This is a genomic window from Pseudomonas cimarronensis, from assembly GCF_049331905.1.
Lineage (GTDB): Bacteria > Pseudomonadota > Gammaproteobacteria > Pseudomonadales > Pseudomonadaceae > Aquipseudomonas.
In genome coordinates this window covers 420,372-435,799 of the sequence record NZ_CP186283.1, presented here as the reverse complement: position 1 = coordinate 435,799, position 15,428 = coordinate 420,372, and the positions used below count along the sequence as shown (strand labels likewise).

The following is a 15,428-nucleotide window of genomic DNA, read 5'->3' as shown; positions in this document are numbered from 1 at the left end:
GCCGCGATGAGCCTGCTCGCAGGCTCCAAGAATTTTAGCGGGCTGCAGTGCGCAGCCCGGGTAATCCAAGGTGTTGTTATGAACAGTCAAGTGACCAACCCGAAAACCCGCGAGTGGCAGGCCATGAGCCGCGAACACCACCTCGCGCCGTTCAGCGACTTCAAGCAGCTGGCGGAAAACGGGCCGCGCATTATCACCAAGGCCGACGGGGTGTACCTGTGGGACAGCGAAGGCCACAAGATTCTTGATGCCATGGCCGGGCTCTGGTGTGTTGCCGTCGGGTATGGTCGCAAGGAACTGGCCGACGCCGCGGCAAAGCAGATGCAGGAACTGCCCTACTACAACATGTTCTTCCAAACGGCCACGCCGCCGGCGCTGGAGCTGGCCAAGGCGATTTCCGAGTTGGCCCCGGCGGGGATGAACCATGTGTTCTTCACCGGTTCCGGCTCCGAAGGCAACGACACCATGCTGCGTATGGTGCGCCATTACTGGGCGGTCAAAGGTCAGCCGAACAAGAAGGTAATCATCAGTCGCCTCAACGGTTACCACGGCTCCACCGTCGCCGGTGCCAGCCTGGGCGGCATGAAGTACATGCATGAGCAGGGCGATCTGCCGATTCCGGGCATCGTGCACATTCCGCAGCCGTATTGGTTCGGCGAGGGCGGCGACATGAGCCCCGAGGCGTTCGGTATCTGGGCCGCCGACCAGCTGGAAGCGAAGATTCTCGAAGTCGGCGAGGAGAACGTCGCCGCCTTTATTGCCGAGCCGATCCAGGGCGCCGGCGGGGTAATCATTCCGCCGGACAGCTACTGGCCGCGCATCCGCGAAATCCTCGCCAAGTACGACATTCTGTTTATCGCCGATGAAGTGATCTGCGGCTTTGGCCGTACCGGCGAATGGTTCGGCAGCGACTATTTCGGCAACACGCCGCACATGATGACCATCGCCAAGGGCCTGACCAGCGGCTACATCCCCATGGGCGGGCTGATTGTGCGCGACGATATCGTCGAGGTGCTCAATCAGGGCGGTGACTTCAACCACGGTTTCACCTATTCCGGGCACCCGGTGGCTGCTGCGGTGGCCCTGGAAAACCTGCGCATTCTGCGTGAAGAAAAAATTGTTGAGCGGGTCAAGGCAGAAACGGCACCGTACTTGCAGAAGCGTTTGCGTGAGCTGGCTGATCATCCGCTGGTCGGTGAGGTGCGCGGCGTTGGCATGTTGGGGGCCATTGAACTGGTTCAGGACAAGGCCAGCCGCAAGCGTTTCGCCGGGGATATCGGCGTCGGCATGATCTGCCGCGGTCACTGCTTTAATAATGGTCTGATCATGCGTGCCGTGGGCGACACCATGATCATTTCGCCGCCGCTGGTAATCAGCCACGCGGAAATCGATGAACTGGTTGAAAAGGCCCGTAAATGCCTCGACCTGACTGCTGCAGAGGTGCTGGTTTAAGGTTCAATAACCTTTGGTTTCAGATGCTTACGTCTGAAAGTTGTCAACGGGTGGTGACCTTGCCAGACTGCGCCAATGCGTAAGTCAGGCTCACCGGAAGGTGCTGCAGATGACGCGCATCTTCCGGAAACGACTACAACAACAGGAGCTGTACGCATGAAAAAATTCGGCAAAACCCTTCTCGCGTTGTCCCTTGCTGGGGCTGTAGTGAGTGCCGCACACGCGGATGACAAGGTCCTGCACGTTTACAACTGGTCCGACTACATCGCAGAAGACACCCTCGACAACTTCCAGAAGGAAACCGGCATCAAGGTCGTCTACGACGTCTTTGACAGCAACGAAACCCTGGAAGCCAAACTGCTGGCCGGCAGCTCCGGTTACGACATCGTGGTGCCGTCCAACCCGTTCCTGGCCAAGCAGATCAAGGCGGGTGTATTCCAGAAGCTGAACAAATCCAAGCTGCCAAACTGGGAAAACCTCGACAAGAACCTGCTCAAGGCGCTGGACCCGAGCGACCCAGGTAACCAGTACTCGATCCCCTACATGTGGGGCACCATCGGCATTGGCTACAACGTCGACAAGGTCAAGGCTGCACTGGGCGAAGACGCGCCAGTCAACTCCTGGGACCTGGTGTTCAAGCCAGAAAACATTGCCAAGCTGAAGGACTGCGGTGTGTCGTTCCTCGACTCGCCGACCGAAATCCTTCCTGCTGCGCTCAACTACCTGGGCTTCAAACCGGACAGCACCGATGCTGGCGAGCTGAAGAAAGCCGAAGAACTGTTCCTCTCGATCCGTTCCTCGACCGCCTACTTCCACAGCTCCAAGTACATCGGCGACCTGGCCAACGGCAACATCTGCGTGGCCATCGGCTACTCGGGCGACCTGTATCAGTCCAAGTCCCGTGCTGAAGAAGCCAAGAACGGCGTGAACATTTCCTACAGCATCCCGAAAGAAGGTGCTGGCAGCTTCTTCGACATGATGGCCATCCCGGCTGATGCGAAGAACGTCGAAGCCGCTCACGTGTTCCTCAACTACCTGATGAAGCCAGAGGTCATGGCCAACATCACCAACTTCGTGCAGTTCCCCAACGGTAACGCTGCGGCGACCCCGCTGGTTGACGAAGCCCTGCGCAATGACCCGGGCATCTACCCGGACGCCGCGACCATGGCCAAGATCTACACCTTCCCGGACCTGCCGGCCAACGCGCAACGCACGATGACCCGCAGCTGGACCAAGATCAAATCGGGTCGCTAATGCCTTAGCCGTACTGGATGGGGCGGGTTCGCCTGCCCCATCTCTCAACAACAATAAGGAAGCTCCTATGCGTCGTATCCCTCTTCTGGCGGGCCTGTTGGCCGCCGCCGTCAGCATCAGCGCCGTGCAAGCCGCCGAGCCTGTGGTCAAGGTCTACAACTGGTCTGACTATATCGGCGAAACCACCCTGGCCGATTTCCAGAAGGCTACTGGCATCAAGGCCATGTACGACGTGTTCGATTCCAACGAAACCCTGGAAGGCAAACTGCTGGCGGGCCGTTCCGGCTACGACATCGTGGTGCCGTCCAACCATTTCCTCGGCAAGCAGATCAAGGCGGGTGCGTTTCAGAAGCTCGACCGCAGTCAGCTGCCGAACTGGGAGAATCTTGACCCACTGCTGCTCAAGCAGCTGGAAGTCAACGACCCGGGTAACCAGTATTCGGTGCCGTACCTGTGGGGCACCAACGGCATTGGCTACAACGTCGCCAAGATCAAGGAAGTGCTCGGTGTTGAGCAAATCGACTCCTGGGCCACCGTGTTTGAGCCGGAAAACATTCAGAAGCTCGCCAGCTGCGGCGTGAGCTTCCTCGACTCGGCCGATGAAATGATTCCGGCCGTGCTCAACTACCTGGGCCTCGATCCCAACACCCAGAGTGCGGCGGATTACGCCAAGGCTGAAGCCAAGCTGCTGGCGGTGCGTCCTTATGTAACCTACTTCCACAGCTCCAAGTACATCGGTGACCTGGCCAACGGTGACATCTGCGTGGCCGTCGGTTTCTCCGGCGACATCCTGCAGGCTGCCGACCGTGCCGAAGAGGCCGGCAAAGGCATCGAGATCGCCTACAGCATCCCCCAGGAAGGCGCCAACCTGTGGTTCGACATGCTCGCCATTCCGGCGGATGCCAGCAACCCGAAAGAGGCCCATGCCTTTATCAACTATCTGCTCGATCCGGCGGCCATCGCCGGGGTCAGCGATTACGTCGGCTACGCCAACCCGAATATCAAGGCGGGCGAGCTGATGGATCAGGAAGTACGCAACGACGAGTCGGTGTATCCGCCACAAGCGGTGCTGGACAAGTTGTTCATCTCGGCGGAGCTGCCGGTCAAGGTGCAACGTTTGATGACCCGCAGCTGGACCAAGGTCAAGTCGGGTAAATAAATTCAAAGCGCCCGGCCAGCGGGGTCGGGCGCTACTTTTGCGGGAGTTTTGGTAATGGCAGTTGCTTCCAGTGCCTACAAAAAGGTTCTCGAAGGCGATCAGCAACCGAAAGAGGTGCTGGTCAAGATCGAGCGCGTCACCAAGAAGTTCGACGAAACTGTGGCCGTCGAAGATGTCTCTCTGACCATCAACAAAGGCGAGATCTTTGCCCTGCTCGGTGGTTCCGGCTCGGGTAAGTCGACCCTGCTGCGTATGCTCGCCGGTTTCGAACGGCCGACCGAGGGCCGCATTTTCCTCGACGGTCAGGACATCACCGACCTGCCGCCCTACGAGCGGCCGATCAACATGATGTTCCAGTCCTACGCCCTGTTCCCGCACATGAGCGTGGCCGAGAACATCGCTTTCGGTCTCAAGCAGGACAAGATGCCCAAGGCGGAAATCGACGCCCGCGTCGAAGAGATGCTCAAGCTGGTGCACATGACCCAGTACGCCAAGCGCAAACCGCATCAGCTGTCCGGTGGCCAGCGTCAGCGTGTGGCCCTGGCCCGTTCGCTGGCCAAGCGTCCCAAGCTGCTGCTGCTCGACGAGCCGATGGGTGCTCTGGACAAGAAGCTGCGTTCGCAGATGCAGCTTGAGCTTGTCGAGATCATCGAGCGGGTCGGCGTAACCTGCGTCATGGTGACCCACGACCAGGAAGAGGCCATGACCATGGCCCAGCGCATCGCCATCATGCACCTGGGCTGGATCGCCCAGATCGGCAGCCCGGTGGACATCTACGAGACGCCGACCAGCCGTCTGGTCTGCGAATTCATCGGCAACGTCAACCTGTTCGACGGCAAGATCACCAGCGACGAAGCGGACCACGCGATCATCAGCTGCCCGCAGCTGGACAAGCCGATCTACATCGGTCACGGCGTCAGTACCCGTGCCGAAGAGAAGAAAGTCAGCTACGCCCTGCGTCCGGAAAAGCTGCTGATGGCCACCGCGCTGCCGAGTGACCATGAGCATCCGGAATACAACTGGAGCAATGGCCACGTGCACGACATCGCCTACCTCGGCGGTCACTCGGTGTACCACGTCAAGCTCACTTCCGGGCAGATCGTCCAGTGCTTTATCGCCAACGCCGAGCGGCGTGGCAAGCGCCCCACCTGGGATGACCCGGTGGTGGTGTACTGGGAAGACGACAGCGGCGTGGTACTGCAATCATGAACATCGTCCGGAGTATCAGCCGCCGTCTGCCCAAGGGCCGGCACCTGGTAATCGGGGTGCCGTTCCTGTGGTTGTTCCTGTTCTTCATGCTGCCGTTCTTCATCGTTCTGAAGATCAGCTTTGCCGAAGCCGATGTGGCCATCCCGCCGTACACCGACGTGTACAGCTGGGCGGAAAACAAGCTCACGCTGATCATCAACCTGGGTAACTACATCTTCCTCAGTGAGGATGCGCTGTACCTGGCGGCCTACCTGGGCTCGCTGAAGATGGCGGCGGTCAGTACCCTGCTCTGCCTGCTGATCGGCTTCCCCATGGCCTACGCCATTGCCCGCGCCGACAAAGACAAACAGATGGTGCTGTTGCTGCTGATCATGATGCCGACCTGGACGGCGATCCTGATCCGCGTGTATGCCTGGATGGGCATCCTCAGCAACAACGGCCTGCTCAATGGCTTCCTGATGTGGCTGGGGGTGATCAGCGAACCGCTGCAGATCCTCAACACCAACCTGGCGGTGTATATCGGTATCGTTTACTCGTACCTGCCGTTCATGGTGTTGCCGCTGTTCGCCAACCTGGTCAAACATGATCAGAGCCTGCTGGAAGCCGCCGCAGACTTGGGTTCGAGCACCTTGAACAGCTTCTGGAAGATCACCGTGCCGCTGGCCAAGAACGGCATCATCGCCGGTTGCATGCTGGTGTTTATCCCGGTGGTCGGTGAGTTCGTGATTCCTGAACTGCTCGGCGGTCCGGAGACCCTGATGATCGGCAAGGTGCTGTGGCAGGAGTTCTTCAACAACCGCGACTGGCCGGTGGCGTCTGCCCTGGCGGTGGTCATGCTGGCGATCCTGATTGTGCCCATCATCCTGTTTAACCGTAACCAGGCTAAAGAGATGGAGGGCCGGGCATGAAGCGTTTCAGTTTTTCCACCTTTATGCTCTGGGCCGGTCTGGCGTTTATCTACCTGCCGATGCTGATTCTGGTCATCTACTCGTTCAACGCCTCGCGGCTGGTGACGGTGTGGGGCGGCTGGTCGGTGAAGTGGTACGTCGGCCTGCTCGACAACACTCAGCTGATGAACTCGGTGATGCGCTCGCTGGAAATCGCCTGCTACACCGCGATTGCCGCCGTGGCGCTGGGCACCATGGCCGCCTTCGTGCTGACCCGCGTGACCCGCTTCAAGGGCCGCACGCTGTTCGGTGGCCTGGTCACCGCGCCGCTGGTAATGCCCGAGGTGATCACCGGTCTGTCGCTGCTGCTGCTGTTCGTGGCCATGGCGCAACTGATTGGCTGGCCTGCCGAGCGTGGCATCCTGACCATCTGGATCGCCCACACCACCTTCTGTTCTGCCTATGTGGCGGTGGTGGTGTCGTCGCGTCTGCGTGAGCTGGATATGTCCATCGAAGAAGCGGCCATGGACCTGGGTGCCAAGCCGTGGAAGGTGTTCTTCCTGATCACCATCCCGATGATCGCGCCTTCGCTGGCGGCTGGGGGCATGATGTCCTTCGCCCTGTCGCTGGACGACCTGGTACTCGCCAGCTTCGTCTCCGGTCCGGGCTCGACCACCTTGCCGATGGAAGTCTTCTCTGCCGTGCGTCTGGGCGTGAAGCCGGAAATCAACGCGGTGGCCAGCCTGATCCTGCTGGCGGTGTCTTTCGCCACCTTCCTGGTGTGGTTCTTCGCCCACCGTGCCGAAGAGAAGCGCAAGAAGGCCCTGCAGCAAGCCATGGATGAAACCACGGGAGTCGCTCAGGCACAGGCCTGAGTGGTTTTCCCGGCAACGCACAAGGGCCACATTCGTGGCCCTTGTGCTGTCTGCGGCAGTACTGGCCAGTCATCCGCCCTGCGGTTGCGCCGGCTGCCGATCTTGGTTACAACCTGCGCTATACCTCGCCCGGATTGCCTACCATGCCTGATTCGATGATTACCGATAGCGCGGTGTACAAGACCCTGTTGGAGTCGACCAAGGCCATTCCCTGGAAGATCGACTGGGCCAGCATGACCTTCGCCTATATCGGCCCGCAGATCGAAACCCTGCTCGGCTGGCCGCAAGCCAGCTGGATCAGCGCCAACGATTGGGCCGAGCGTATGCACCCCGAGGACCGCGACACGGTGGTGGGCTTCTGTGTCTCGCAGTCCCAGGCCGGTACCGACCACGAAGCCGACTACCGCGCCCTGACCCGCGACGGCCGCTACGTGTGGATTCGCGATGTGGTGCACGTGCTGCGCAATGAAGCGGGTGAAGTCGAGTCGCTGATCGGCTTTATGTTCGACATCAGCGAGCGCAAGCAGACCGAGCAGCAGCTGCTGCAATTGCAGCAACAGCTGGAAGAGTTGTCCTACCTCGACGGCCTTACCGGCGTGGCCAACCGGCGCATGTTCGACAACCGCCTGCAGGTGGAGTGGAGCAACGCCCAGCGCACGGGCCAGCCACTGTCACTGATCCTGTTGGATATCGACTACTTCAAGGAATACAACGACCACTACGGCCATATCCAGGGCGACGATTGCCTGAAAAGCGTCGGCCAGGCCCTGAGTGGCGCAGCCGTGCGCCCGCGTGACCTGATGGCCCGCTATGGCGGTGAGGAATTTGTGTTACTGCTGCCGGAAACCGATGCCCAGGCCGCCGCCCAGGTCGCTGAGCGCTGCCGTCAGCTGATCAGCGAGCAAAATATCCAGCACGCCCATTCCCAGGTCGGGCCGTTGCTGACCTTGAGCCTGGGCGTTGGCACCCTGACACCCGGCCCGCTTGACCAGCCCCAGGCCTTTATCGAAACGGTCGACCGCCTGCTCTACAAGGCCAAACACCAGGGCCGCAACTGCGCGGTGTTGGCTCCTGCTAGCTGATGAGTCTGCGCTTTAGCGTTGTTTGTATTGCGTTGGGCAATAGCCGCGACTCACGCTCGGATCGCGCAGTTTCAGGTGTTTGGTCGCTCGGCCGCTGACTCGCGCTCGCCAGAGCTTGAAACTGCCGGACTTTAGGGAACGGCGCATCAAGGTGATCACCTGCGCTTCAGACAGACCGAACTGCAGCGCAATGGCCTCGAAGGGCGTGCGATCCTCCCAGGCCATCTCGATTATCCGCGACAGCTCATCTGTTGACTGCAGCATCCTGTACCTCAATCTGTTTGTACGGGGGATACCCGGCCTAGCGTTCCGCTGTCCGGGCCCGTGCTGCATGCAGCTTCTTGTAGCTCTCAATCAGGCGCAGATGACGGTCCAGCCCTTCCAGCTGCATATTGGTCGGCGTCAGGCCGTGGAAGCGCACGCTGCCATCCAGTGAGCCGAGCACCTCGTCCATGCGCTCATTGCCAAACATGCGACGGAAGTTCGGTTCGAAGTCGCTCATCTCCAATTCATCGTCCAACTGCACTTCCAGCGCCGCGTTCAACGCCTGATAGAACAGGCCGCGCTCCACGGTGTTGTCGTTGTACTGCAGGAACATTTCCACAAGTTCTTTGGCGTCGTCGTACTTCTTCAGGGCGAGGTGGAGCAGCAGCTTCAGCTCCAGAATGGTCAGCTGGCCCCACACCGTGTTGTCGTCGAATTCGACGCCGATCAGCGTGGTGATATCGGTGTAATCGTCGACATCGCTGTTTTCCAGGTTGCGCAGCAGAGATTTCAGGCCGCGATCATTCAGGCTGTGCAGGTTGAGGATGTCCGCGCGAAACAGCAGCGCCTTGTTGGTGTTATCCCATATCAGGTCCTCAACCGGATAAATCTCTGAATAGCCCGGTACCAGGATGCGACAAGCTGTGGCGCCCAGGTGCTCGTACACCGCCATATAGGACTCTTTACCCAGCTCTTCGAGGATGCCGAACAACGTTGCGGCTTCCTGCTCGTTCGAATCTGCGCCCTGGCCGGAGAAGTCCCACTCGACGAACTCGTAGTCGGCCTTGGCACTGAAGAAGCGCCACGACACCACGCCGCTGGAATCGATGAAGTGCTCGACGAAGTTATTCGGCTCCATCAGCGCCTGGCTTTCAAAGGTCGGCGGCGGCAGGTCATTCAAACCCTCGAAGCTGCGGCCTTGCAGCAGCTCGGTCAGGCTGCGCTCCAGCGCCACTTCAAAGCTTGGGTGCGCGCCGAACGAGGCGAACACGCCGCCGGTGCGCGGGTTCATCAGGGTCACACACATCACCGGGAATTCGCCGCCCAGCGAGGCGTCTTTGACCAATACCGGGAAGCCCTGGGCTTCCAGGCCCTGAATGCCGGCAACGATGCTCGGGTACTTGGCCAGCACATCGGCTGGTACGTCCGGCAGGCACAGCTCACCTTCGAGGATTTCGCGTTTGACCGCACGCTCGAAGATTTCTGACAGGCACTGCACCTGCGCCTCGGCCAGGGTGTTGCCGGCGCTCATGCCATTACTGAGGTAGAGGTTTTCGATCAGGTTGGACGGGAAGTACACCACCTCGCCATCCGATTGGCGCACAAACGGCAGCGAACAGATGCCGCGCAGCGTGTTGCCGGAGTTGGTGTCATACAGGTGCGAGCCGCGCAGCTCGTCGTCCGGGTTGTAAATCGCCAGGCAGTAATCGTCGAGAATCTCTGCCGGCAACGCATCCTTGGGCCCCGGCTTGAACCAGCGCTCGTCCGGGTAATGCACAAACGCCGCATTGGCGATCTCCTCGCCCCAGAACTGATCGTTGTAGAAGAAGTTGCAGTTCAGCCGCTCGATAAACTCGCCCAGCGCCGAGGCCAGCGCGCTCTCCTTGGTTGCGCCCTTGCCATTGGTAAAACACATCGGCGACTGCGCATCGCGGATATGCAACGACCAGACGTTGGGCACGATATTGCGCCACGAAGCGATCTCAATCTTCATGCCGAGCTTGGCCATGATGCCCGACATATTGGCGATGGTTTCTTCCAGCGGCAGGTCCTTGCCGGGAATGTAGGTGCTGGTTCCCGCCACAGGCATCAGCAAGGCCTGGGCGTCGGCATCCAGGTTGTCGACTTCTTCGATGATGAACTCAGGACCCTGCTGAACCACCTTCTTCACCGTGCAACGATCGATGGAGCGCAGAATGCCCAGGCGATCCTTCTCGGAGATATCCGCCGGCAATTCGACCTGGATCTTGAAGATCTGCGCGTAGCGGTTCTCCGGGTCAACGATGTTGTTCTGCGACAGGCGGATGTTGTCGGTGGGGATATTGCGCGTGTCGCAATACAGCTTCACAAAGTACGCCGCACACAGCGCCGACGAGGCCAGGAAGTAATCAAACGGCCCCGGCGCCGAGCCATCGCCCTTGTAGCGAATGGGCTGGTCAGCCACCACCGTGAAGTCATCGAACTTGGCTTCAAGTCGGAGGTTGTCGAGAAACTTGACCTTGATTTCCATGCGGGATTACCAGAATACGGGCTAAACGAATGGCGGCCATTATCCGGGTTTTCAGCGGGAAGTGGTGCGCGGTGCGGGGTAGGCCTGACGAGCGCGCAGTGCTGCTGGTGCTGACTGCAGGACTCAGCTTGAAGGGCGGGTGTTAGGCCACCCCAGTGGGCGAAGCGAACGGTTTGCACAAGTTGTTAGGTGTGGGCCTGAGCCGCGCGCTACAAGTTGTTGCACCTCGATAGCCAGTAATGCTGTCGCTTTAAATAGCTGATTCATGCTGTTGCGCTGTTTGATGTGCTCTTTCTGCTCGGCAACTGCGAAGCGCCCCAGCGCCAGTGCGATGCAATGATGCGTGCAAGGCAATTAAAAAAGCCAAGATGTTTTGCGACGCTCGCGATTTCCAATGCGTCCGTATTCCTTTGCTTTGTTAGGTTAAGAAATTGAAAATCATATAACTCATTGCAGCTAAGAGAGCTGGTGCAGTGAGAATGTTGAATAATGAATTAACGATTATTTTGCCATTTCTCTCGGATAGGCTTACTGAGTCTCCTATTTTGTAGATGTGAACTAATAAACCATTGTCAGCTTCAAATTTGTAGTCAACACCGTTTGAGTCTTTGTAGGAGATCTCAAGTAGTGTTGATTTTGCTGTGCCCGTAAGGCTTCTGTTCCTAGTGATGAGATTAGTGACTACACCCAAAATTCTGTTGCCCGTGAATAGCATGTGTAGCCTGTAAGCTAATAAGGCTATGGCGAGTAAAAATAAGGAGTAGCTTAAAGCCGTGAAGTACCAATGCATACCTTTGCCTTGTGAAAGTATGGAGTAGTTTGTTTACCTAACGATTAAGCTATGGGGCGGGCTTTAGCCGGTCCTGAGTGAGTGGTGCGAGCGACTTGAACCGTTTGTTAGGCTGTTATTCATAAGGAATTAGATGTGTTTTTTTCGTTTAGGATTTTAGATGCGGCTACTATCGCCCAGTCAGACTCTGGATATAGCCTCACTAGCTTTTCAAATATGCCTTTACTTGCGTCTATTTGACCTAGTCCTTCTAGGCACATTGCTTTGTAGAACATAATTTGGGCATCCATGACGCGTGAATGGCTGCCATAGTATTCAGCTTCTGAAGTGTATGATAAACATTTTTTGAAACTTCCTTTTTCGTAGGCTTCATGTGCTCCTATCATTGAGCCATTTTGAGCCATAGAACTGCAGCCGAAAAAGCTGAGAGTCGCACAAATTACGGAAATAGTAAGAATTTGGTTCTTCATTTGGTATAACTCTTATTGGGTGTACCTAACGTTTGGTTAAGGGGCGGGCTTTAACCCGCCCCAGTGAGCGAAGCGAACGGTTTGAACCAATTGTTATGCGTCGCTACCTGGCTCGAACTCTTTTTTTAGTTCTATGTAGTCTTGGTACCGAAGATCACGGGCTTCTTCTTCTGTGAAGGGGGACTCTTGAATTTCATGGTCTGAGCGGAATCGTTTGGTTGGTGGGTCAATTTCATTAGTGTCCAGTATCTCTATTTCTAATCGATCTCCGATATCGAGAGTCTGATCTTTCCACCTAAAGTGTTGGCAGAAACCTTCTGGTAGTTCATGCGACATACCACCTAAGTTTAAACGAACATAGTTGTTAACTTCGTTTTTTTGATTCCCGCTACTTCCAACGATGGTTGTCGTGAGAATCGACATGTCCTCTTGGCCGATAGTGGCAATCAGCTTTCCATTGAGAGCGATTCTGAAAGCTAGCACACGATTGTTCCTTGTGATGCATAACGTTTGGTTAAGGGGCGGGCTTTAGCCCGTCCCAGTGAGCGAAGCGAACGGTTTGAACCAGTTGTTATACGCTGGCCCAGATTTCTATTGTAGAAGAAAGCATTTCTTCATCGCCGTATAGCGTGATGGTATCAATTTTTGCTTCTGCCAAATAGTTAAGAAACTTTAGTGTAAAATTTCGCTGCTCGGCCGAGAACGCTAGTGTGTATCGATTGTTCTTTCCGTCATAGCTTAAGTGAAATAAAAACTGACTAATGTATGACTGGTCAGGATTGCTGTCTACGCAAAGCCTTACAAAGGCTGGGAAGTAATAAATAAAACCTTCTGCTTCTACATAGCAAATAGGGTCCCAGCCAGGATTACCAAGCTCATCAAAGCCAATAGAGTCAACATCCGAATTCACAAGAGTCAGATCGTGATCAAGGCACTCTTCACAGTGGCCGAAACCGGTGAAGTGTTCTGGCTTCGGCGTGTTGAATAATTTTCGAGATTTTTCGATCCAGTTCATGGCGTATAACGATTAAGCTAAGGGGCCGGCTTTAGCCGGTCCCAGTGAGCGAAGCGAACGATTTGAGCGCCTTGTTAGCCCTTGGATGACTCATATAGCTTGCGAGCTCTGATTTTTTCTCCGCACCAAGGGCAATGTTGGATTGGCAGGCCGTCAGAACGAAATAGTTCACCGTTAGCCATCAATGGCATCATATAAAATTGATTGAATTTTTCATCGGTGAAGTTGCTAACAAATACAAATTGTTCGGCAACTGCATCCTTGAGCATTCCGCAGCACGCTGGTTCAATTTCCCACTTAAAATTCCCACCAACGTGGTCATGGTTCATTCCGAGTTTGTTATTGGAATTCATGATCTACTCCATATGGCTAACGTTTGGTTAAGGGGCCGGCTTTAGCCGGTCCCGAGTGAGCGGAGCGAGCGGCTTGAACCATTTGTTAGACCTTACACCGCTATTTGGATGAACGGAAAAGCAGTTCTAAATTCTGTAAGAATAGTCTGGTTCATGTGTAGCGAGTTTATAGCGCACTCTTTAGTTGGACCGTCAAAAGCCACACGATTACGTAGGTATGTGATGCCAAAAATTGCTTCGCTCTCCTGATTTGTAAATCTGCGACTAGGGCTGAAGCCGATTGCTTTGTAGATATGGAAACGAGGAGCATCAAAGCTCAGCAATTCAACTATGTAATCTGGATATTCTCCAGTTGATTCCATAATTCGAGTAGCCCATTGCTGCAATTCATCTGTGCTGATTGAGTTGCTTAGGTAGCAATTCACGATAAAGGCAATAGTTGATGAATTTTCGCGGGTGAGTCCGTTCATGATCTGGGTCTAACGTTTGGTTAAGGGGCCGGCTTTAGCCGGTCCCAGTGAGCGAAGCGAACGGTTTGAACCATTTGTTAGGCCTGCACGATTGGCAGTTCTTCTACGGACTCAACCACAACGCTGTTGCACTGTAGCGAACCTCCAAAGCCCCAAATAGATTCGATTTCGACAGAGATGCTAGGCGTACCCAGTGCTTCTGTGCTCTTGAATTTAATTGCATTTATAACGTTCTGATGATTGAACTCTGAAACTGAAACATCAGAGACGCCTTTAAAAATAAAGTTAACCAATACGTTTTTGACGATTGCTAGCGCATATTCAGCAGTGCCCACGCCAACCTCTGCATGTTGCCGTACATGAACAACGAGTTTGGCAAAGCAAATATTTGTGTCTAGTGGCAATGCTCGCGATACAGAAAAAGAAATGACCTCAGCATCATGGAAGGAAGGCCAGAACCCAAGCGCCTTCTCTACTTTCTCGGATCCGTAGATATGTTTGATGATTTCCATATAGGCCTAACGTTTGGTTAAGGGGCCGGCTTTAGCCGGTCCCGAGTGAGCGAAGCGAACGGCTTGAACCACTAGTTAGGCCTTGCGCGGGAGTAAAGAAATAAGAAAACAAAAAGAAAACCAGATACTGCGCTTGTGGCTGAAATTTTCTCAGATAAAGAATTTATATCTTTCCATGACTTGGAAAACTGCTCGTATGAGATGCTCGGGCCATTGGGGATTTCTACAGAGTAAACAGGGAATCTCCGTAGGCCACTAAACCAAGATAGTTCGCCATTAGGGTGGGCCAGAATACGGATATTCTTGTTCTTTGTATTTTTTAAACTGGTAAAGATTTCCTCGGCATCAATGCCATGTGATTCAAATCTGAAAATTTTACTCTCGTTTTCAAGGTAAAATTCAAATCCGGAGATGCCGTATTTCCCGCGCATTATTTTGATGTTTGAGACGTTTCCTCTGAATTCATTGAGTTCGTCTTTGGCTGTCGGAGCTTTATGTGCGATTATTAAAAATACTATTGATAGCACTATTAGAGTAAGTCCTAGTGCTAGGTATTTTCTTGGATTACTCCTAGTGGCAGATGCATGCATTGACTTGTGCCTAACGTTTGGTTAAGGGGCGGGCTTTAGCCCGTCCCAGGGAGCGTAGCGAACGATTTGAACCTATTGTTAGCCATGGTGCTGAATCATGGCGCTTGATAGCAGTGTAACATTAAAAACGGAATGACCAATTATAGGGAAAACTATACTTCCTGACAGTAGCCTTATGTGCATAAGAATGCCTCCAACAACTGTTGATATTAGAAAAGCTAGAGGGTCTATGCTTAAGCTGCCGCTGCTGTAATGTATGCCATGAATTGCGCCGAATAATAATGTAATTAAAATTACAGCGGGATTGAAATGTGTATTTGCACTTGTTTGTAGCCCCCTTAGTAGCAAGAACAATAATATGCTTCGGTAAGCCAGTTCTTCATCAAGTGAAGGCATGGAGATCTGGAATAGTATCGTGGTTACATTGAAGGGAATGCTTTCTTGGGTGAAGCTAAGACAGAGAGCTGAGAAAAATAATATTATGATGGCTGATAAAGAGTTTTTAATTGATTTGCTATTTTGAGTTAGTGTGAATCCTAGTTCTGCTCTGAATTTTGGTAGGGCCATGATTATCATTAATGAAAATGCCAGAGCGCATGATTTACCAACCCAATTCCAGCCACCCATGTTGTGGGTATAGTTTAGAAGTAAAAAATTTGCTATTGCATATCCGGCGGCAAGTGAAATATAAATTGGTTCTATTTTTATTTTGTTGGTAATGGTTGTCATTGAGATTTGCGCAGTTTTAAATTAATTTTAATTTTCGTTAATTTATAAAATATTTAGTTTTTATGCAGGTGGCTAACGTTTGGTTAA

At 54.5% G+C, this 15,428-nt stretch carries 17 protein-coding genes; 7 read left to right on the top strand and 10 right to left on the bottom strand.

Annotated features, from left to right (window positions below):
- Positions 1 to 78 precede the first annotated feature (78 nt).
- The 7 genes from ACOCLD_RS02070 to ACOCLD_RS02040 all read left to right on the top strand — a co-directional run bounded on the left by ACOCLD_RS02070 (position 79) and on the right by ACOCLD_RS02040 (position 7,918).
- Complete coding sequence (locus ACOCLD_RS02070) at positions 79 to 1,452, top strand: aspartate aminotransferase family protein (protein WP_422910663.1); 1,374 nt, start codon at positions 79 to 81, stop codon at positions 1,450 to 1,452.
- Between the two features lie 156 nt (positions 1,453 to 1,608).
- Complete coding sequence (locus ACOCLD_RS02065) at positions 1,609 to 2,706, top strand: extracellular solute-binding protein (RefSeq protein WP_422910662.1); 1,098 nt, start codon at positions 1,609 to 1,611, stop codon at positions 2,704 to 2,706.
- A 67-nt stretch (positions 2,707 to 2,773) separates the two neighbouring features.
- The gene (locus tag ACOCLD_RS02060; protein ID WP_422910661.1) at positions 2,774 to 3,865 is read left to right on the top strand and encodes a polyamine ABC transporter substrate-binding protein; all 1,092 of its coding nucleotides are present in this window, start codon (positions 2,774 to 2,776) and stop codon (positions 3,863 to 3,865) included.
- Positions 3,866 to 3,919: 54 nt separating this feature from the next.
- Complete coding sequence (gene potA / locus ACOCLD_RS02055; RefSeq protein WP_257779741.1) at positions 3,920 to 5,074, top strand: polyamine ABC transporter ATP-binding protein; 1,155 nt, start codon at positions 3,920 to 3,922, stop codon at positions 5,072 to 5,074.
- Between the two features lie 26 nt (positions 5,075 to 5,100).
- On the top strand, positions 5,101 to 5,982 hold the full coding sequence (locus ACOCLD_RS02050; protein ID WP_257779752.1) for an ABC transporter permease subunit: 882 nt from the start codon (positions 5,101 to 5,103) through the stop codon (positions 5,980 to 5,982).
- Complete coding sequence (locus tag ACOCLD_RS02045; protein WP_257779742.1) at positions 5,979 to 6,836, top strand: ABC transporter permease subunit; 858 nt, start codon at positions 5,979 to 5,981, stop codon at positions 6,834 to 6,836. The genes ACOCLD_RS02050 and ACOCLD_RS02045 overlap by 4 nt, the downstream gene beginning before the upstream one ends.
- A gap of 143 nt (positions 6,837 to 6,979) precedes the next feature.
- Positions 6,980 to 7,918, top strand: coding sequence for a sensor domain-containing diguanylate cyclase (locus ACOCLD_RS02040; RefSeq protein WP_422910660.1), 939 nt, complete (start codon positions 6,980 to 6,982; stop codon positions 7,916 to 7,918).
- Between the two features lie 12 nt (positions 7,919 to 7,930).
- Here ACOCLD_RS02040 and ACOCLD_RS02035 read toward each other — a convergent pair whose 3' ends face one another.
- The 10 genes from ACOCLD_RS02035 to ACOCLD_RS01990 form a co-directional block, all read right to left on the bottom strand.
- The gene (locus tag ACOCLD_RS02035) at positions 7,931 to 8,182 is read right to left on the bottom strand and encodes a TIGR03643 family protein (RefSeq protein ID WP_422910659.1); all 252 of its coding nucleotides are present in this window, start codon (positions 8,180 to 8,182) and stop codon (positions 7,931 to 7,933) included.
- A gap of 37 nt (positions 8,183 to 8,219) precedes the next feature.
- Positions 8,220 to 10,412 (bottom strand): OsmC domain/YcaO domain-containing protein, encoded by a 2,193-nt coding sequence (locus ACOCLD_RS02030; protein WP_422910658.1) that lies wholly within the window; start codon positions 10,410 to 10,412, stop codon positions 8,220 to 8,222.
- Between the two features lie 909 nt (positions 10,413 to 11,321).
- On the bottom strand, positions 11,322 to 11,672 hold the full coding sequence (locus ACOCLD_RS02025; protein ID WP_422910657.1) for a tetratricopeptide repeat protein: 351 nt from the start codon (positions 11,670 to 11,672) through the stop codon (positions 11,322 to 11,324).
- Positions 11,673 to 11,765: 93 nt separating this feature from the next.
- On the bottom strand, positions 11,766 to 12,155 hold the full coding sequence (locus ACOCLD_RS02020; protein ID WP_422910656.1) for a hypothetical protein: 390 nt from the start codon (positions 12,153 to 12,155) through the stop codon (positions 11,766 to 11,768).
- An 88-nt stretch (positions 12,156 to 12,243) separates the two neighbouring features.
- On the bottom strand, positions 12,244 to 12,687 hold the full coding sequence (locus ACOCLD_RS02015) for a DUF6714 family protein (RefSeq protein WP_422910655.1): 444 nt from the start codon (positions 12,685 to 12,687) through the stop codon (positions 12,244 to 12,246).
- Between the two features lie 74 nt (positions 12,688 to 12,761).
- Positions 12,762 to 13,040 (bottom strand): hypothetical protein, encoded by a 279-nt coding sequence (locus tag ACOCLD_RS02010; protein WP_422910654.1) that lies wholly within the window; start codon positions 13,038 to 13,040, stop codon positions 12,762 to 12,764.
- Between the two features lie 92 nt (positions 13,041 to 13,132).
- Entirely contained in the window at positions 13,133 to 13,510 is a 378-nt protein-coding gene (locus ACOCLD_RS02005; protein WP_422910653.1) for a hypothetical protein, read from the bottom strand.
- 77 nt (positions 13,511 to 13,587) lie between these two features.
- Complete coding sequence (locus ACOCLD_RS02000) at positions 13,588 to 14,022, bottom strand: Imm50 family immunity protein (protein WP_422910652.1); 435 nt, start codon at positions 14,020 to 14,022, stop codon at positions 13,588 to 13,590.
- Between the two features lie 71 nt (positions 14,023 to 14,093).
- A complete protein-coding gene (locus ACOCLD_RS01995) occupies positions 14,094 to 14,612 on the bottom strand; it encodes a hypothetical protein (RefSeq protein ID WP_422910651.1) in 519 nt (172 codons plus the stop codon).
- 78 nt (positions 14,613 to 14,690) lie between these two features.
- Positions 14,691 to 15,341, bottom strand: coding sequence for a CPBP family intramembrane glutamic endopeptidase (locus ACOCLD_RS01990; protein ID WP_422910650.1), 651 nt, complete (start codon positions 15,339 to 15,341; stop codon positions 14,691 to 14,693).
- Positions 15,342 to 15,428: the final 87 nt, after the last annotated feature.